Source organism: Saccharibacillus deserti (assembly GCF_013618475.1).
GTDB lineage: Bacteria > Bacillota > Bacilli > Paenibacillales > Paenibacillaceae > Saccharibacillus > Saccharibacillus deserti.
In genome coordinates this window covers 361,947-379,572 of sequence record NZ_JABJVN010000002.1, presented here as the reverse complement: position 1 = coordinate 379,572, position 17,626 = coordinate 361,947, and the positions used below count along the sequence as shown (strand labels likewise).

The 17,626-nt window shown below is 58.2% G+C and carries 17 protein-coding genes; 9 read left to right on the top strand and 8 right to left on the bottom strand.

Annotation, left to right across the window (positions count from 1 at the left end):
• Positions 1 to 73 precede the first annotated feature (73 nt).
• On the bottom strand, positions 74 to 280 hold the full coding sequence (locus tag HOP44_RS07750; protein WP_172252143.1) for a hypothetical protein: 207 nt from the start codon (positions 278 to 280) through the stop codon (positions 74 to 76).
• Between the two features lie 225 nt (positions 281 to 505).
• Here HOP44_RS07750 and HOP44_RS07745 point away from each other — a divergent pair, with 225 nt between their 5' ends.
• On the top strand, positions 506 to 1,033 hold the full coding sequence (locus HOP44_RS07745) for a phosphatase PAP2 family protein (protein ID WP_172252141.1): 528 nt from the start codon (positions 506 to 508) through the stop codon (positions 1,031 to 1,033).
• Between the two features lie 116 nt (positions 1,034 to 1,149).
• A complete protein-coding gene (locus tag HOP44_RS07740; RefSeq protein WP_172252139.1) occupies positions 1,150 to 2,292 on the top strand; it encodes an MGDG synthase family glycosyltransferase in 1,143 nt (380 codons plus the stop codon).
• Between the two features lie 414 nt (positions 2,293 to 2,706).
• On the opposite strand, the gene trmB is transcribed toward HOP44_RS07740, so the two are convergent.
• Positions 2,707 to 3,507: a tRNA (guanosine(46)-N7)-methyltransferase TrmB gene (trmB, locus tag HOP44_RS07735; protein ID WP_172252137.1), complete on the bottom strand. Its 801-nt coding sequence runs from the start codon at positions 3,505 to 3,507 to the stop codon at positions 2,707 to 2,709.
• 360 nt (positions 3,508 to 3,867) lie between these two features.
• The gene (locus HOP44_RS07730; RefSeq protein ID WP_172252135.1) at positions 3,868 to 4,053 is read right to left on the bottom strand and encodes a hypothetical protein; all 186 of its coding nucleotides are present in this window, start codon (positions 4,051 to 4,053) and stop codon (positions 3,868 to 3,870) included.
• A 264-nt stretch (positions 4,054 to 4,317) separates the two neighbouring features.
• On the opposite strand from HOP44_RS07730, the gene mnmL reads away from it, so the two are divergent.
• From mnmL to HOP44_RS07715, 3 genes are all read left to right on the top strand, one after another.
• Positions 4,318 to 5,280 carry a tRNA modification radical SAM protein MnmL/YtqA gene (gene mnmL, locus HOP44_RS07725; protein WP_172198820.1) on the top strand — a complete coding sequence of 321 codons (963 nt, stop codon included), beginning with the start codon at positions 4,318 to 4,320 and terminating at the stop codon, positions 5,278 to 5,280.
• 4 nt (positions 5,281 to 5,284) lie between these two features.
• Positions 5,285 to 5,896 (top strand): tRNA 5-(aminomethyl)-2-thiouridylate-methyltransferase MnmM, encoded by a 612-nt coding sequence (gene mnmM, locus HOP44_RS07720; RefSeq protein ID WP_172252133.1) that lies wholly within the window; start codon positions 5,285 to 5,287, stop codon positions 5,894 to 5,896.
• 255 nt (positions 5,897 to 6,151) lie between these two features.
• Positions 6,152 to 7,255 (top strand): alpha/beta fold hydrolase, encoded by a 1,104-nt coding sequence (locus tag HOP44_RS07715; RefSeq protein ID WP_172252131.1) that lies wholly within the window; start codon positions 6,152 to 6,154, stop codon positions 7,253 to 7,255.
• 169 nt (positions 7,256 to 7,424) lie between these two features.
• Here the strand turns inward: HOP44_RS07715 and recQ are convergent, their stop codons facing one another.
• Positions 7,425 to 9,374, bottom strand: coding sequence for a DNA helicase RecQ (recQ, locus tag HOP44_RS07710; RefSeq protein WP_172252129.1), 1,950 nt, complete (start codon positions 9,372 to 9,374; stop codon positions 7,425 to 7,427).
• Positions 9,375 to 9,792: 418 nt separating this feature from the next.
• Here recQ and HOP44_RS07705 point away from each other — a divergent pair, with 418 nt between their 5' ends.
• Positions 9,793 to 10,230 carry a carboxymuconolactone decarboxylase family protein gene (locus HOP44_RS07705; RefSeq protein ID WP_172252127.1) on the top strand — a complete coding sequence of 146 codons (438 nt, stop codon included), beginning with the start codon at positions 9,793 to 9,795 and terminating at the stop codon, positions 10,228 to 10,230.
• A 158-nt stretch (positions 10,231 to 10,388) separates the two neighbouring features.
• Positions 10,389 to 11,378, top strand: coding sequence for an RluA family pseudouridine synthase (locus tag HOP44_RS07700; RefSeq protein ID WP_172252125.1), 990 nt, complete (start codon positions 10,389 to 10,391; stop codon positions 11,376 to 11,378).
• A gap of 137 nt (positions 11,379 to 11,515) precedes the next feature.
• Here HOP44_RS07700 and HOP44_RS07695 read toward each other — a convergent pair whose 3' ends face one another.
• The 3 genes from HOP44_RS07695 to HOP44_RS07685 all read right to left on the bottom strand — a co-directional run bounded on the left by HOP44_RS07695 (position 11,516) and on the right by HOP44_RS07685 (position 14,462).
• A complete protein-coding gene (locus HOP44_RS07695; protein ID WP_172252123.1) occupies positions 11,516 to 13,159 on the bottom strand; it encodes a hypothetical protein in 1,644 nt (547 codons plus the stop codon).
• A gap of 6 nt (positions 13,160 to 13,165) precedes the next feature.
• Positions 13,166 to 13,642: a hypothetical protein gene (locus HOP44_RS07690; protein ID WP_172252121.1), complete on the bottom strand. Its 477-nt coding sequence runs from the start codon at positions 13,640 to 13,642 to the stop codon at positions 13,166 to 13,168.
• Positions 13,643 to 13,817: 175 nt separating this feature from the next.
• The gene (locus HOP44_RS07685; protein WP_172252119.1) at positions 13,818 to 14,462 is read right to left on the bottom strand and encodes a cyclodeaminase/cyclohydrolase family protein; all 645 of its coding nucleotides are present in this window, start codon (positions 14,460 to 14,462) and stop codon (positions 13,818 to 13,820) included.
• A gap of 331 nt (positions 14,463 to 14,793) precedes the next feature.
• Between HOP44_RS07685 and HOP44_RS22750 the strand changes: the two genes are divergently transcribed.
• Positions 14,794 to 15,603: an ABC transporter permease subunit gene (locus tag HOP44_RS22750; protein WP_172252117.1), complete on the top strand. Its 810-nt coding sequence runs from the start codon at positions 14,794 to 14,796 to the stop codon at positions 15,601 to 15,603.
• A 45-nt stretch (positions 15,604 to 15,648) separates the two neighbouring features.
• Positions 15,649 to 16,551, top strand: coding sequence for an ABC transporter permease (locus HOP44_RS07675; RefSeq protein WP_246369687.1), 903 nt, complete (start codon positions 15,649 to 15,651; stop codon positions 16,549 to 16,551).
• Between the two features lie 17 nt (positions 16,552 to 16,568).
• Here HOP44_RS07675 and HOP44_RS07670 read toward each other — a convergent pair whose 3' ends face one another.
• A complete protein-coding gene (locus HOP44_RS07670) occupies positions 16,569 to 17,510 on the bottom strand; it encodes a DMT family transporter (RefSeq protein ID WP_172252115.1) in 942 nt (313 codons plus the stop codon).
• Between the last annotated feature and the right edge of the window lie 116 nt (positions 17,511 to 17,626).

Below are 17,626 nucleotides of genomic sequence, written 5' to 3'. Positions count from 1 at the left end.
GATTCTTTTTTTGTGTTTTCTGTGCCTTGTGTTCCGTAGCGACCTTGCATGACCCTGTTTGGTTTATGGACGGTTAGAAATCGTTCTTTTCGATTCTGGCGATTTTGCGGACATTTGTCAAAAGCGTGAATTCGTGATGCGGGGCAAAAAAAGAAGCCCTTGCCTTCAAATTCGCCGCAGCACCCTGCCGTTTCGCTTCCGCAGCGCCATTTCGTACGGATATCGCCGGCTTTCGAGCTTTCGGCCTTGAAAAAGCTTTGGACTCTCGGGATTCGCCCACCTCCCGTTCTTCCCATCTTTAATAATAAACGCGGGAAAGATGATAAAAGTTGGGCAAATTCGGTTAATTTTTTTTAACCCTATTATAATTCCCTTGAATCATTGTATAATTCGGGGTTGATAGAGTCAAAACTGCCACCCGCTATGGAAACCGTCGTTTCGCAGCAAAAAAAGATAGCCCCGTCGCCTTCTCCAATCGCCCGGGCTCTTTCTCCGGAGGTATCTTATGCGTAGCCTGCTGATTAAGCTGAGCCAACTGGACCAGCGCCTTTTCAAATGGGTCAACGGACGTCTGCACCACCGCGTCTTGAGTATCCTGCTTTATTACCTGACGCATTTGGGCGGCGCCACCTTCACGATCACGGCGACCGTCCTCGCCTCCTGGCTCGCCCCGGCTCCATGGAACTCGGCGGCTCTGCATTCGCTTGTGGCGCTCGCCGTCAGCCACGTGCCGGTCGCGATCGTCAAAAAGCTTTATCCGCGCGTGCGGCCGCATCTTGCGCTGCCGGAAACGAACACGTTCCGAAATCCGCTTGTGGACCATTCGTTTCCTTCCGGACACACGACGGCCATCTTCTCGGTCACGGTCCCGATCATGATCCTGATTCCCTGGACAACGGCCATTCTTCTTCCGGTCGCGTTAATTGTAGGAACCTCCCGCATGTACCTCGGCCTGCACTATCCGTCCGACGTGCTGGCAGGGGGAGTGATCGGCTCTTTGACCGCTTGGCTTACGGTTGCATTATGGCCTTAAAGCGGCTATCGTAGGAAGGGTAGCCGCCTGCAAAAACAGGCAAACCGAAAAATGGGCCCGACTTTCCGCGTCACGGACGACGGCAGCGGGCCTTTGCGAAAAAGGTGACGAAAAACGTGTCCAAATACAGAGTGCTGATTCTGTCGGAAGGTTTCGGCACCGGGCATACGCGGGCCGCCTACGCCCTGTCCGGCAGCCTTCGCAAGCTTTCTCCCGACGTTCAGGCGCGGGTGCTGGAACTGGGGAGCTTTCTGAACCCCAAAGTCGCGCCGCTGTTCATCAACGCCTATAAGAAAACGGTGGTTACCCAACCCCGGTTCGTGAGCATGATGTACAAACAGCAGTACAAGAAATCGTTGAACCGTCTGACCACGCTCGCTCTGCACCGGCTTTTCTACGCGCACGCGCGCGAAGTCGTCGAGCAGCTCAAACCGGATCTCGTCGTCTGCACGCATCCGATTCCGAGCGCGGTCATCTCCCGGCTCAAACGATTGGGCCTGCGAGTTCCGCTCTGCACGGTCATTACCGATTACGACGCGCACGGAACCTGGATCAGTTCGGGCGTGGACCACTACCTGGTTTCCACGCAGGAAGTCAAAACCAAGGTTCTGCAGCGCGGCGTCTCGCCGCTGCGGATCGACGTGACCGGTATTCCCGTTCATCCGAGCTTCTGGGAACATCCGGTCAAAGCGGGCATCCTGCAGGAAATGGGACTCAAGGATATGCCTACCGTGCTCGTCATGAGCGGCGGCTGGGGATTGATGAACGGAGACGTGCTCAATCCCTACCTGACCCGGTGGCGCCAGAATATCCAGTTGGTCTTCTGCGTGGGCAGCAACGAAAAAGCGATGCGGAAGCTGAAAAAAGATCCCCGTTTCCAGCATGAGAATGTCCACGTGATCGGCTATACCAAAGAAATCGACAAGCTGATGGAAGCTTCCGACCTGCTCATTACGAAGCCGGGCGGCATGACCTGCACCGAAGGACTGGCCAAAGCCATTCCGATGCTGTTCCACAACCCGCTTCCCGGCCAAGAAGAAGAAAACTGCGAATACTTCACCAGCAAAGGTTGGGGAGAACGGCTGTCTTCGCTTGAGGTAGTCGGCAAATGGATGTCGCGCCTCACGGACGAGCATGAATATGCGGAGCTTGCGAGGCGCCGCGCGGAAAGCCGGCTGAACATCGAGAAGCTGCGGCCGATGCAGAGCGCCAAGCGCATTATCGAAATATTGGAAACGACGAATAAGGTGCCCCTCTGAGCGATTCAGGGAAGGCGCCTTTTCTTTTTTGGGCGAGGAATTCGCTGGATGGGCAGGGATTGGCAGATCTGACTCACTGGGAGGCTTGAAGAAGCGCCGAGTAAGATCCGTTAGCCTATGCTTCCGAAGTCCCTTTTTCAAAAGGCTGCGGCTCGCTTGCTTCAATCGGAAAGCTGAATGAGATTAAGCAGGCAGCTGCCTGATTTCAAAGGCGAACGTTTCACGCCTGCACGGATCTTTCCCTCTGCCATGGAGTTTTTTCAAAAACGGACCTGAAGGCCGAAAATGCCGGCTTCTTCGGCCGTTTTTTGGGATAGGGAAAAAGAGCGGAAGGAAAAGGGCAGGCCGTTCGGGAGTAAAACTTCCCGTGAACGGCCTGCCCTTGGTTGCAAAGCGCAAAGAGTAGAGCAAAGATCAGGCTTCGCTCCCGGACTTCTCGTCTCCGGAAGCCTGTACCTGCTCCTCGGCTTCTTCGGCGGCGAGGGCCGCTCTCTCGTCGGGCGAGATGCGGTAAGGCTCCATGCGGATCTCGTCGTAGCGTTCGAGCGCACGCTCGCCGATCACGACTTCGCAGCGATGGATATTCATGCCTTTGCCCATGAATTTATGCTCGTATTCCGTCATGACGTGTTCTTCGTTGATGCCGTCGCGGTGCAGGTTCAAACTGATATTGGTCATCTGCAGCCCCGAGTCCGCAAACGAATTCAGCGAGAATTCGAACAGCGTCTCCGAATCCGTCTTGAAATGGATCTGTCCGTCCGTGTTCAGCACACGCTTGTACATCTCCAGGAAACGGGGATGCGTCAGACGGCGGCGGGCATGTTTCTTTTTCGGCCAGGGATCGCTGAAGTTCAAATAAATGCGTTCCAGTTCGCCCGGCGCAAAAATATCTTCGAGCTTCTCGACGTTGGCGCGCGCGAGCATCAGGCTGGGAGGAGTCTCGTGACCGAGTTCCGCCCAAGCCGCTCTCGCTTTCTCGCTTGCCCGGCGAACCAGCTCGTCGTACATATCGATACCGATAAAGTTCGCTTCGGGATTGCGTACGCTTGTGCCGCTGATAAAGCGCCCTTTGCCCATTCCAAGTTCCACGTAAATCGGATGGTCGTTGCCGAACAGCTCGGCCCAACGTCCCTTATACTGTTCCGGTTCGAGAACAACCAATTCCGGTTGTGCCTCCAGGTTTTCCCGGATTCCTTTTCTTCCGCGTAAACGCATGTCATTCCTCCGCTATAAAAATCTCGGCTCGGCGGCTGCAAACCCGATCCTCGGCTGCCGGCGCAATGCTCTGCCGACGATTCCGATTTTCTTTGCTGCCCGCCTCCCGCTTCGTTCGAATAGATGTCCGCTTCCGGGCCAGCCTCCGCCTTATTGTGCCCAAGTTCCCGCCAAAAGTAAAGATCAAAAACGGACGACGAGCTCCGCCAGCGCCTTTCCGCGCGAAAAGGAAGCCCTTCCTCGAGGAAGGGCTTCCTGGTGCGGCTTCCGGCGAACAAAACGTTTGCCGAAGCCGCTCATCTATGCCGGGACAGATAATCCGGTTAACCGAAAGGGCACGTGTTCGAACCCCAGTCTCGTTTATTCCGCGCGATCCTCGGCAATATCGAATGCCTTTTCAAAAGCAGTACGAATTTTCTTGCGGGCATCCACTTCAATCTTATGTCCGTTGTGGAAACGTACGCCGGTCAGCGCCAACGCTTCTTCGCGGGTCAGTTCAACCGATACTTTCTCGTCCGCATGATTCGCTGCAAATTGAGTTGTCATCGTCAATCACCTCTTCATTTCTATAAAATAATCGGCTTGTGCCGGGCTTCATTGATAGCGTTACCATTGTTGATGCCACGCTGTTTAACCCGTCTTCCGATCTCGAGATAAATATAACACATCCATGTAATATATATCAAGCGCAAAATTTATTTTTTTAACTTTATTTTTCGGTTCAAAACGGTGTTCACCGAATTGATGTTTTTTCTTCCCGCCGATTTTGCTAGAATTAAAGATTGACTGATACCGAAAGGAGTTCGACCCATGTCTTCCCTTATCCCGACGATCGAACCGGCAGCGCCGCTGCTCTGGAGCGACAAGCGATTCCATACCTGGAATACCGAAATGCACGACCAATTTGGAGACAAAGTATTCAAGGTCATGCTCGATGCCGGCTTTTCCTGCCCCAACCGTGACGGCTCGATCGCCAAAGGCGGATGCACCTTCTGCAGCGCACGCGGATCGGGCGATTTCGCCGGCAGCCGCCGCGACGATCTCGTTACGCAGTTCAACAATATCCGCGACCGCCAGCATCTGAAATGGCCGAGCGCCAAATATATCGGGTATTTCCAGGCGTATACGAATACGTATGCGCCGGTTGAGACGCTGCGCGAATATTATGAAGAAATCCTCAAGCAGCCGGGCGTTGTCGGGCTTGCTATCGCTACCCGGCCGGACTGTCTGCCCGACGAGGTTATCGATTATCTGGCCGAATTGAACGAACGAACTTATCTGTGGGTCGAAATGGGGCTGCAAACGATCCACGAATCGACTTCCGTGCTTATCAACCGGGCGCACGATACGGCCTGCTACGAAGAAGCGGTTGCCAAGCTGCGCGCACGGGGAATCCGGGTCTGCGCGCATATCATTTACGGTCTGCCGCAGGAAACGCACGAAATGATGCTGGATACCGGACGCGCCGTCGCCCATATGGGCGTGCAGGGCATCAAGATCCATCTGCTGCATCTCATGCGCAAAACGCCGATGGTCAAGCAGTACGAAGCCGGACTGCTCCGTTTGCTGGAGCGGGACGAATATATCGGCTTGATCGCCGATACGCTGGAGATGCTTCCTCCGGAGATGATCGTACACCGCCTGACGGGCGATGCGCCGCGGGATCTGCTTGTCGGTCCGATGTGGAGCCTGAAGAAATGGGAAGTGCTGAACGGGATCGATGACGAGCTGAAACGTCGCGGTACCTGGCAGGGCAAGCACTGGAAAGGTTGATCGTATGGGATTCGTATCGGTGCTTAACTTCGCCCAGCAGCTGATCCAAAAAAGGCTGCAGCCCGGCGAGATCGCTGTCGACGCTACCGTGGGCACGGGTGCGGACACGCTGTTTCTGGCCCGGCTTGCCGGAGCCCGCGGGCGCGTCTACGGATTCGATATCCAGCAGAGCGCGCTGGATCGGGCGCGGGCGCGTCTGGAGCAGGAAGCGCAGGACAGCCGTCCGGGCCGGCGCTCTGCAGCGGGCGGCAGGATCGCTTATGCCGAGCTGCTGCTGCGCAGCCACGCGGAAATGGTGCAGGCGCTGCCGGCCGAATCCCATGGCAGGGTCGGCGCGGTCATGTTCAATCTCGGCTATCTGCCGGGAGCCGAAGACCTCAGCGTCATGACGACGCCGGCATCGACGCTGCCCGCTTTGGAAGCGGCGCTGTCGCTGCTGCGTCCCAAAGGCATTCTGACCGCGGTGCTGTATCCCGGGCATAACGGAGGCGGCGCCGAATCGCTGGCCGTCGAAGCCTGGGCCGGCGGTCTGCCTGTCTCCGCGGCGAGGGTGATTGTCTACCGGCAGCCGCAGCGGCCGGAAGCCCCTTATCTGATCGCGGTCGAAAAGATTTAGCCGATCTGCCGCGAAGAAGCCGGAGCTTATAGCGTGCAAACGGCTTATAGGGTACAAACGACTTGTAACACGCAAACGAATAAGCAGATCCAGCCGAAAATCCGGAGCGCCGCTCCTAGTGGGTTTTCGGCTTTTCTTTGTGCCTATTGGCCGATTCGCAATCGAATTCCTTCAAAAACGGGTATACATCAGCATGAAGACGTCTTCGGCCAAGCCGGAAAGACAGACATCCAGATATCCGGGAGGGATCACACCATGCGCAGCCAACGAAGCGGCGATTCGGCGCGATTCGCGCTCAAGCCGAAATTCCCGAAAGCGAGAAAGGCCCGAACGCCGGGGCGAAGCGGCAAGGATGAACAGCAGCCCCTGCCCCGACAGGCAGCCGATCCGGGCAGCTCGTTCATGCTCGAAGGCGCCGACGAAGTTTCGGTCTTCGTCAGCGCTTGGCCCGTGGAACAGCCGCGGGCGGTCGTGCAGATTTCGCACGGCATGGGCGAAAACGGCAGCCGCTACGCCGAACTCGCCGCGGCCCTGAACGCGGCGGGCTATGCCGTGTATGCCGGCGACCATCGCGGCCACGGCCGCACGGTCGGCGATACGCCGGCCGGACCGCTGCGCCAGGGCTACGCAGGGCCCGACGCGCTAAACGGCATGGGCCGCGACCTGCTCAAGGTCGCGGCGGAGATTCGCCGGCGCCACCCGGGGGCGCCGGTCGTTCTGCTGGGCCACAGCATGGGCTCGTTTCTCGCCCGGAAGCTGATGGCCGACCGTCCGGCGGAATACGCCGGCTTTATCCTGACGGGAATCGGCGGCGAACGTGCGGCGCTGCCGCTGAAGCTCGGCGGCGAACGTGCGGCGCTGCCGCTGAAGCTCGGCGGCGCGCTGGCCGCCGCCGAAGCGCGGCTGCTCTCGCCCGCGTTCGCTTCGCTTGCGTTGAACGCGCTTGTCTTCGGCCCGTTCGGCCGCGGCTTCAAACCGCGCCGCACCCGCTTCGACTGGCTGTCGCGGGACGAAGAAGCCGTCGATCAATTTGCGCGCCATTACGGGCAGACGCTGTTCAGCTGCGGCTTCTACCGCGACTTCTTCCAGCTGCTGCTGGAACTGCAGCAGCCGGAATCTATCCGGCGAATCGACCCGGACTCCCCCGTGCTGCTCTGCTGCGGCGAGCTTGATCCCGTAGGCGGGGCACCCGCGCTGGAAAGCTTGAAGAACGCTTACGAACAGCGCGGACTCGCGGATCTGGACTGCCGGCTGTACCGCGAAGCACGGCATGAGCTTGTATTCGAGACCAACCGCCGCGAAGTGATCGCGGATTGGATCGCTTGGCTGGACGGCCATTTCCCGGCGGCGGAGAAATAAATCGGAACGCAGGAAGCCTCGGAAGCCTCTCCTTCTGCACCTTTCCACAATAAAAAAGCTTCCCGCAGTATGCGGGAAGCTTTTTCTGGTAAACCGGAATGCCCGGGAGGCGTCTTTGCGGCTCCGCGCCTGTTTTCGTTCCCGGGCAGGTTCTTCCTTCGGCCCGCTCTCAGGAATCGTGATCCTCGTAATAGGCAAACAGGCTGGAGTCGTCTTCCGGAGGAGCTTCCATATCGTAATAGCCTCCGTCGTCGACATCCGAACTTCCGCCGCCGGCATCGCTTTCCCGGTTCTGGAAAAACTCCAGGAAAGGCCGGCCGTATTTGCGGTATTTCACTTCGCCCACGCCTTTGATCCGCAGCATCTCGAATTCCGTTCTCGGTTTGTGGATACTCATCTCGCTCAAGGTCGCATCGTTGAAGATGATATAGGAAGGCACATGTTCTTTCTCCGCCAGCTCGCGCCGAATCAGGCGCAGCTGCTCGAAGATGGTGATCTCCACCGCAGACAGCTTGGCGTCCGCGCGCGGACGGCTGTTCCGCGAACCGGAAGCCGCCGTGAACGACGCTTTGCGGGCTTCGCGCTGGAACACCTGACGGCCGCCTTTGAGCACTTCCGTGGCCAGCGGACGCAGCTTGACGACGGGATACTGCCCTTCGGTCAGCTCCAAATATCCTTCCGAAGCCAGGACGTTGATCATGTCGACGATTTCTTTTTCCGTTTTGCCGTTCATCATGCCGTACGTCGACAGCTGGTCGAACTTGTACTGCAGCACCTTTTTGTTGCGCGAGCCTTTGAGTACGCCCGCCACCATCGAAGCGCCGAAACGCTCTCTCATCCGGTAGATGCAGGAGAAAATCTTCTGGGCCTCCACCGTAATATCGATAATTTCGCGGTCGTCTCGGCACGAACTGCAGGTTCCGCACGGTTCATCCGCATGTTCTTCGCCGAAATAATCCAGCTGGGAGCTGCGCAGGCATCGGGTCGTGTAACAGTAGTCGACCATCTGCTGCAGCTTGCGGTATTCGTTGTGACGCCGTTCTTCTTCCTGCCCGTTCTGCTCGATCAGGAATTTCTGGACGACGATATCCTGCGCGCTGAAGAGCAGGATACATTCGCTCGGCTCGCCGTCGCGTCCCGCCCGCCCCGCTTCCTGGACATAGGCTTCCATATTTTTGGGCATATTATAGTGGATGACGTAGCGGACGTTGGATTTGTCGATCCCCATCCCGAACGCATTGGTCGCCACCATTACCCGCACATCGTCGTACAGAAAAGCTTCCTGCGCGCTTTCGCGCTCCGCGTCGCTCATGCCCGCGTGATAGCGCCCCGCAGCCAAACCCTGCATCGACAGCTTGGAATACAGCTCATCCACTTCTTTGCGCGTTGCGGCATAGACGATCCCCGCTTCGCTTGCATGCGTTTTGGCATAGTCGAAAATGTAGTCTTTCTTGCTCTCGCCCCGCAGCACGGAAAACGCCAGGTTGTCGCGCCCGAGTCCGGTAACGAACGTATTGGCTCCCTGCAGCTCCAGCAGCCGGACGATATCGTCCATGACCTGCGGCGTCGCCGTCGCGGTAAAAGCGGCCACGGTCGGACGGTGCGGCAGCGAATCGACGAACGGCGCGACGGCCAGGTAACTCGTCCGGAAGTCGTGCCCCCACTGCGAGACGCAGTGGGCTTCGTCGACGGCCACGCAGTCGATCCGCAGATTGGACATCTCTTCGCGGAACCAGTCCAGCTCGAGACGCTCCGGCGCCACGTACAGCAGCTTCAGCTCGCCGCGCTGCGCCGCACGGATCCGGTCGTTCACTTCGCGTCCGCTGAGCGTGCTGTTGATATAGGCCGCCGCGATTCCGTTCGTGACAAGCGCGTCCACTTGGTCTTTCATAAGCGAGATCAGCGGCGAGACGACCAGCGTCAGGCCTTCCATCATCAGCGCGGGAATCTGGTAGCAGATCGATTTACCGCCGCCGGTCGGCATAATGCCCAGCGTATCGCTGCGCGTCAGCAGACTTTCGACGATTTTTTTCTGACCTTCGCGAAAATCGGGATAGCCGTAATACTTCTGCAGCAGCTCCCCGGCCTGCTCCATCAGCTTCGTTTCTTCGATAGCCATTATGCAAAACTCCTTAAAGGGAATGCCTCGGTCGGCATTCCCGTATATTCACTCTTCTTCGGCACCCGGCAGGAAGTCCGTTATCGCGGCATGTACGAATGCTGCCCGACTCCCCGCATAAGGCGTTCTCCGGGACTGCGCATTTTCGGTATGCCGCTGTTCGTTCGGAAGCTTCGGCAAGGACGCGGGATCGGCCGGACCGCTCTCCGCCGCGTCATCGATGCGTTCTTTCTATATTTTACCGGGCATCCCCCGATCGGGCAACCGCCGCACGCGAACAAATATTCTTTTTTCAAAATCCGTCACATTCGCTTGGGCTGTTTGGTCTTCGGTTTAGCAGGGCGAACAAGCGGCCGCAATAGAAAGGCCGCAGCCTCGTTCTTCTATATCTTTTATTCCCAAAGGAGATTGAATCACGATGCAGCAGCGAATGAACATGCAGCAGGAACTTCCCGACCTCTATGGAAAAATGCTGGAACTTGAAACGGCGATCGCCCAAACGGGCCTCGACAAAACGATTGCGGAATTGGTCAAGATTCGCGCTTCCCAACTGAACGGATGCGCCTTCTGCCTGAACATGCATACGCAGGATGCACGCAGGCTGGGCGAGACGGAGCAGCGTATCCATATCCTGCCGGCCTGGCGTGAAGCTCCGTTCTTCAGCGGCGAGGAGCGTGCGGCCCTGGCGCTGACGGAAGCCGTCACGCGTCTTGAGGCACACGGCGTGCCCGACGAGATCTACGAAGAAAGCATCATCCGGTTCGGGAAAAGCGGCACGGCCGCACTGATCATGGCTCTGGTCGCGATCAACGGCTGGAACCGGATCGCGATCGCGACCCGGCTGATGCCGGTCTGACGGCAGGCACGCAGCCCGATCCCGTTATCCCTGGCCTTTTGACGGCGGCTCTGGTATAGTGAATTCGGCGATTCCCGGCCCGGACGGCTTGTTTTCCGGCTTTCCGAACGGCCGTTTGCGCCCTACGATCCTTTTTCCAGAATGGAGCTTATCCGATTATGGCTTATACGAATAAACGACCGGGCGGCAAGAAACGTCCCCCCGGTGTCCAAAAAGATAGTTCCTTCGCCGTCCGCGAAGAAGCGCGCCGTCAAAAGGCCGAAGCGCAGTCCCGCAGCTTTACGGTCTCGCAGCCGGCCGAACTTCTGGCTTTTCTGCTCGAGCATCTGAAAGGCATGGGCCGCAATTCCGTCAAGTCGGTGCTGGCGCACGGACAGGTCCGGGTCGACGGCACCGTCGTCACCTTGTACGATCATCCGCTGCAGCCCGGCCAGACCGTAGTCGTCGGCAAAGAGCGCGCCAAACCGAAAGTCAAACTGAGCGGCCTGCGCATCCTGCATGAAGACGAAGACGTCATCGTGATCCGCAAAGAAGCCGGTCTGCTGTCCATGTCTTCTTCGCGCGAAGAAGACAATACCGTATACCGCCAGCTGATGGGCCATATTCGCCAGAACGACCAGCAGGGCCGATTGTTCGCGCTGCAGCTGCTCGAAAAAGATGCTTCCGGCGTGATGCTGCTGGCAAGAAACACGGCCGCCAAGGAAGCGCTGATGGAGCAGTGGAATACCGGAACCGCCAAACAGGCGTATACCGTGCTTGTCGAAGGCAAGGTAAGAGCGGAGTCCGATACGGTCACTTCCTGGCTGCGCGAGACCAAAACGCTCAAGATGTACGCCAGCCGCACCGAAGGCGACGGTCTGCGTGCCGTGCTCCATTACAAACGCCTTCGGGCCAACGGCCAGGCGTCGCTGCTCGAAGTGACGACCGAGACCAACCGCAAGAACCAGATCCGGGCCCAGTTCGAGGACATCGGACATCCGATCGTCGGCGACAAGAAATACGGTTCGGCGCTGCGGATCCTCGGCCGTCTCGGCCTGCATGTGCACAAACTGAGTTTCGTCCACCCGACCACCGGCAGAACCTCCACCTTCGAAACGGAAGTACCCAAAGCTTTTCTCTCGCCTTTTAACGAAAGCGAACCGGTTTAACAACAGCGGCGAAACGGCAGATCCCGAAGCGGTAATCCGTTCGGAACTCCCGCGCTCTGCACAGCCCAAACAGTCACCTTCCTCCAAGGAACGTGACTGTTTGGCATACCCGGGTATGCGGCGGATCCTGCGGGACCTTAGACAGCGTAATCCGAAAATCCCGCTTCTTCGCCGTTGATCGATGCCTGCGCTTCGCCGTCCGCTCCGAGCGCAAGCTCCAAGCGGCGGCTGTGCAGACTGCGATAGCTGACAGTTCGGCCGTCTTCGCCGAACACAGGCGCACGGCCGCGCATCAGTTCGGCGAACCCTTCCAGGTCTTCGACATCGAGACTTTCCGCTTCCTCGACACTTGCCGCTTCGATCACCACGGCACCGCAAGGCCCTGTACTGCGCACCAGAATCCGGTCGCCGCTCTCTTCCGCTTCGAAACCGTGCCGCAGATAAACGGCCAGATAAGCACCTCCGGCCTGCACGAAGACGGCACGCTCTTCACGGATCCATTCGCCTTTGGGCAGGACGCCGACCAGGGTCGGGTCTTCGTGATCGGGCACCGGATACAAGGCCATAACGACGCCTCGATCCGGCAAAATATGTTCGAACCGGCTGGCGTGCCGCAGATCGTCCGCCGAACCCCCGGGAGCCGGATGCAAAAAGTACGCCTGGTTCACGACGCTGCCCAGTTCGTAAGACAGCGGCAGCGTCACATCCCAGCGATGCTGCTCGTTATCGAACTCTTCCGAGCGTTCCCACATCCCGCCGACCGCGTAGCTGTCGGTCAGGTACGTATAACTGTGCAGCGCACGGTCGGAACCGTCCGCCTGCGGCTTGAGAATCTTCTTCTTGACTTCGACCGGTACGAGACGGTCCATCGCCGCGATCCGGGCTTCTTCCGGCGCTTCGTAGAACAGGAATCCCGCGTATTCCGCCCGCGCCAGCTGCGGCGGAAGCCGGAAATCCCCATACTGCAAATAATCGAAGACGACATTCCCGTCTTTGGGCGTATCCGAATCCAGCTGGCGGGCATGCGGCCCGGCCCAGGCGCCGCCGATATAATGCAGCGAGCGCTCGCGCCACAGATAATCCAGTATCCGGTTCAGATCGTCCGTAATCTCCGCGTCGTCCAGCAGCAGGCGGGCGCAGGTGAAGGCCTGGACCCAATGCCAGAACCACGGCTGGGAACCGTATTCGTGCATGCCGCGCCCGTTCAACCGCGCAAGCAGCCTCTTGAGCGAGCGGCGTCCGTCTTCCAGCAGATCCTTGTCCGCGTAACGCGTGCCGAACAGCAGCTTGGCCGCCGTATGCTTGGCTTCGTGATGTCCGTATTCGTGCAGCGGGCGATCGTAGAACCGGCTGTCGTAGACGGCTTTCAATGCCGCTTCGAACCGTTCCAGCAGTCCGGGCGCCAGCGAATCGCCGCACCGCTCGACGAAATACAGCATCAGGCTGCCCATCAATTCGATCGGCAGAGGATTCGGCTCGGCGGTCCGCGGGTCGTCGCCCAGATGCAGCGGCCAATGGCCGTAGGTTCTGCTGTCTGCTCCCCGATCCTGCAGATCGAGCACAAGCCCCAATACGTCTTCCGCCGTGGCTTTGGCTTGTTCCCGGTCGAACCGGACCCGAATTTCCGGATCCTCTGCGGCGGCGTACAAATACGAAGCGTAATAGAAATTATGGCGTATATCGTCATGGAACCACAAACCGCTCGGCAGCCGCTCACGGCCCGCCGCCTGGGCGGCCATTTTCCCGACAACCTGCCTGCTTCTTTTCTCCAGACTCAGCATGATGGATCAGTTCCCTCCTTTTCGATAGGCGCCGCGGGCATATTCCCGGGCGCAGTTCTCCAGCAGCAGACAGAACGAACGGTTCTGACCCAGCATGAACGAAGACAAGTCGTAGCGGCGGCGAGAAGACTCATAGGAGACGAGCAGACGCCGCCCCATCCGAACTGCCGCATAATCGACAAACGCCTGCGCCGCCCGGCTCTCGACCAGCGTTACGTACGCATACAGCGAATGTTCGTCCGGCTCGTCCAGCGGACTGACACCGGCGCAGGAAAATTCCGTTTGTACGCCGGCCTCATTCAGCAGCCGAAGCGCTTCCAGCAGTTCGGTATCCACTTCGACGCCATTCAGCCAAGACAGCCGCTTGGGCGCCCGGCGAATCTTCTCGCGGTCCGCCCAACGCTCCAGTTCCGCCCGTCGCCGCTTCCATTGTTCGGGAGTATGTTCTCCGCTTATGATTTCATCCGGCAGTCCGCCGTGCATAGGTTCATCTCCCTGTTCGTTATCCTTGTATCGGACGGCCTCCCGAATGAATTTTCATTCAAAAGGCTTCCGTCCGCAAATCAAAGACCGGCCGCCTCCCGGAAGCGGGGGTTCCGGTCCTGTTTCTCCATTATGCCATTCCTCGGGTTCCCGCGCTATCCGCCTTCGATTTCGGTCAGTCCACGCCCCGGCTCTCTTCCGCGCCGCGTTCGATCGCGCGCGTGACTTCGTTCAGCCCCCGTTCCTTGAGCTTCTGGGCTTCCAGCAGCAGTACGTCGGCTTCGTCTCCGTAAGCTTCGCGCGTGCGGGAGTCCCGGCAGGCGGACAGGTTGATCTTGACCGTCAAATAGGCCGAGCGCGCTGCCGCTTCAAACATGACAAGTCCGATTCCGAGATCGGACAGCACATGCGAACGGGTTGCATCCGCAATGCCGCGTGCGCCGCGAAGTCCCCGAACACAGACTTTCATCAGATCCAGCGGCACCTGAATCGTGCGCCCGACTGCGGCGGCAACGGCTTCGTCATCTTCGTCTCCCGCTTCGCTTGCTTCCAGATAAGCGGAGAAGCTGCGCATATCTTCGTTCATCAATCGTTCGCATTCGGCTGCGATTCCCTGCATTTCCTGTTCGGCCTCGTTCATTCCGGCCTGCTGCTCCGGCGTGCGCCCGCGGTGCGACAGACTTGCCGCCATCGAAGTCATCGCCGATCCGAGCGCCGCCGCCAGGGCGGAGGTACTTCCTCCGCCCGGTGTGGCTTTGGAACTTCCGGCCCGCTCGACGAATTCTCGGATCGTCATATCCCACGGCCTTTTCTGAGTCATTTCGGTTCTCCCCTTTTCTGTTTCCCGGTTTCAATTTCCCTTGCAGGACGTTTCCGGCAGTCTTGTTTTCATTACCCCAAATCCAATAAAGACGTGCAAAAATGCTATATCGTTTTATATGTCAGGTTTGTTTACAAATTTATTTTTTTCGCTTGTAAAGACGTTCTTCTTCGTCTAAACTAGCGAATAATCCGCTGTTCAATTTATTCCAACACTTGGAAAGGGGAGCTGTTTTCTGGTCAAACCTATGCTTCGGTCGTTTTTCACCTGCCTGGCCGTTTTCACCTTCGTGGTTTTTGTCGCCCTTATTCCGAGGAGTTTTACCGTCACTGTGACGAAAGACTATTGGATCATCCCCGACGGCAGCCTGAATTGGCACGAATATGGAGAAAGTATCCGAACTTACGCAGCCAATCTGTTCGCGCACGGCTCGCTCGGCGAAACCCGCTACGGCGAGTCCGTCGGCCCGGTCGTGCTGGCCGCTCTGCTGGAAAGCCTCCCGGTCATTTTCGGCGCCCTGCTGGCAGGATTTCTGTTCGGGATTCCGAAAGGCATGCTCGATTATGCCCTGTCCCGCACCCGATTCGCCCTGCTCGGCAGTGGTACCACCTGGCTGATGCAGGCGCTGCCGGACTTTTTCCTGCTGCTGATCGCCAGGCGGTACCTGCTTCATCATCAGGAGCTGGGCATCCAGTTTTTTGCCCGCGCAGGCTGGGAAGCGTTCGTCCTTCCCACCGTGCTGGCCGCGATCTATCCCGTGTTCTATATCGCCCGAGTGACTTCCGCTTCGATCGCGTCGGAAGAAGGCAAGATGTATATCCAAACGGCCCGGGCCAAAGGCCTGCCGGAACGTCTGGTCTTTTTGCGCCATGTCATGAGCAATGCGGCCGGGCGCGTCCTAACCCATTTTATGCCGGTCGGCGTTTATATCCTGTCGAGTCTGCTTCTGATCGAAGCGCTGCGCAACGTACCCGGCATATCCTACCGGATGTTCCAGGCGATCGGCTATAACAAGATTGCCTCTTCGGCAAGCAGCGTGGAACCGGGGGTTATCATCGGCACTGCCCTCGGCTTTATGCTGCTGACGCTGGTATTCCAGCTGATCGGCTATCTGGCCCGGAGGCGGGTATCCGTCCAATAAACGGTCTTTTGCGCTCGGAAAAGACCGCGGAAAGGAAGTTTGGAGTTGAAAAAAAACGTCCTGTTGTGGACCGGCGCGGCCATGCTGGCCCTCCTGCTGCTGATCGCCTTGCTTGGTCCTTATCTGCCTTTTATCGACCGCAATTTGAAAGAAGTCCGGTTCCGTATGGAAGACGGCCATCTAAACAAGGCGCCGTATCCGCTGTCCTGGCAGAACCCGCTCGGCTCCAGCAAATTCGGCGTCGACAACCTCAGCCGGATCGTGATCGGCGCAAGGGTGACGCTGTTAATCGTCTTCGCGGTATCTGTGCTGCGCTACGCGATCGGCATCCCGCTGGGCCTGCTGGCCCGGCGCAAACGCGGAGCGGCCCACGCGCTGCTGACCTGGCTCAATCAGCTGTTCTCCTCCGTGCCGGCCCTGCTGATGACCGTGCTGCTCGCCGCAATCCCGTTCTTCCTTTACTCGGGGGGACGGCTCTACTGGATGATCGGCATTATGGCTCTGGTCGAAACGGGGCGCGTCGGCTATATCGTCAGCCAGCAGGCCGCCTCGATCTCGCAGGAGTCTTATATGGAAGCCGGACGGGCGCTGGGGCTTCGGCCGCTCCGCCTGCTCAAAGCTTATTACATACCAGCGCTGCTGCCGGAAATGATCGTCAACTTCTGCCTGGATCTCGGAAAGGTGCTGATTCTGATCGGCCAGCTCGGCGTGCTGACCGTTTATCTGAATCCGGGATCGGCCGAAGCGGGCATGAACAACGAGTTCGAATTCGTCAATACTGCGCACGATTGGGGCTCCATGATCTCGGACCACGTGTCCGACCTGGGTGTGGGACGCTTCGCCTCCGTAATGGTTCCCGTCTGCGCAATCGTCTATGCCGTGCTGGCGTTTAACCTGCTGGGGGAAGGTCTGCGCAGGCACTTCAACGGCCTGGGGCGCGGCAAATAAAAGGCGCGGACGCGATCTCAAGAGGAACGACCGCCAGCTGCGCGGCTAACGCGAAGCTGCCTGCTTACCTGCACACAAATGACGGCCGCCAGCACCAGAATAATTCCGGCCCACTGCCAGGCCTCGAAACTTCGGTCAAAAAGAACGATTTCGAGCAGCGCGATTTCGGGCAGCATCAAATTGTTGATCAATCCGCTGTCGCCCGCGGTCAGAAATTGTTGGCTCCATGTCCACAGCAAAAAAGCCGCCGCTCCGTTCACGATTCCGAGACACAGCACGACTCCGACAAGCGCTCCGCTAAGGCGGGGCGCTTCTTCGAATGCCAAGCCGCAGCTTAACAGAATGGCGCCGCCGATTGCCATCGGAACAAGCGTCAGCAGAAAAGGATCCGACCAGGCATTGGCGAGCATCCGACGATTGAGCGTCAAGTGCAGCGCATAACCGGCTGACGAAAGCAGCACGAGCGCGATTCCCGAAGCGCTCCCCCCGCCGAAATCCCAGGGGAAATAAAACAAAACGACTCCCGCAATCATGACGAGCGCTCCCGGAACGGTAACCCCGTCCCGGGATTCTCCGGCGCCGAGTCGATCGACTGCCAGCACCATCAACGTATTGCCCATGCTTAGAATCAAAGATACCTGCGTCGGCTCGAGCAGCTTTTGACCCGCATACTGCAGCCCCTGCGCCGCCGCATAACCCGAAACTCCCAGCAGAAGCCATACATAAAGAGGCGGACGCTTTTTCGGACGATTTGCCGCTTCCCTGCCATTCGCCCTTTTCTCCCGATAATTCGGCCGAAAGATAACGCCAAGGACAGCGGAACCGATCAGAAAACGCAAACCCGACAGGGTAAAAGGACCGATTCCTTGTTCAAAAGCATAAACGTTGAGAAAATAAGAAGACGACCAGATCCAAGTCACAAGAACGGCCATACTCAAAGCAAGCATCCGCTTCAGCATATCGTTTCATCCTTTCGACGCCCGGATTTCGGCTTAAGATCGGCAGTGCCGCAAAAATGCCCGCGACTGCCGTCTGCTTGATTATGGTTCGTTTAAGGATGAAGAAAAAGCGAATA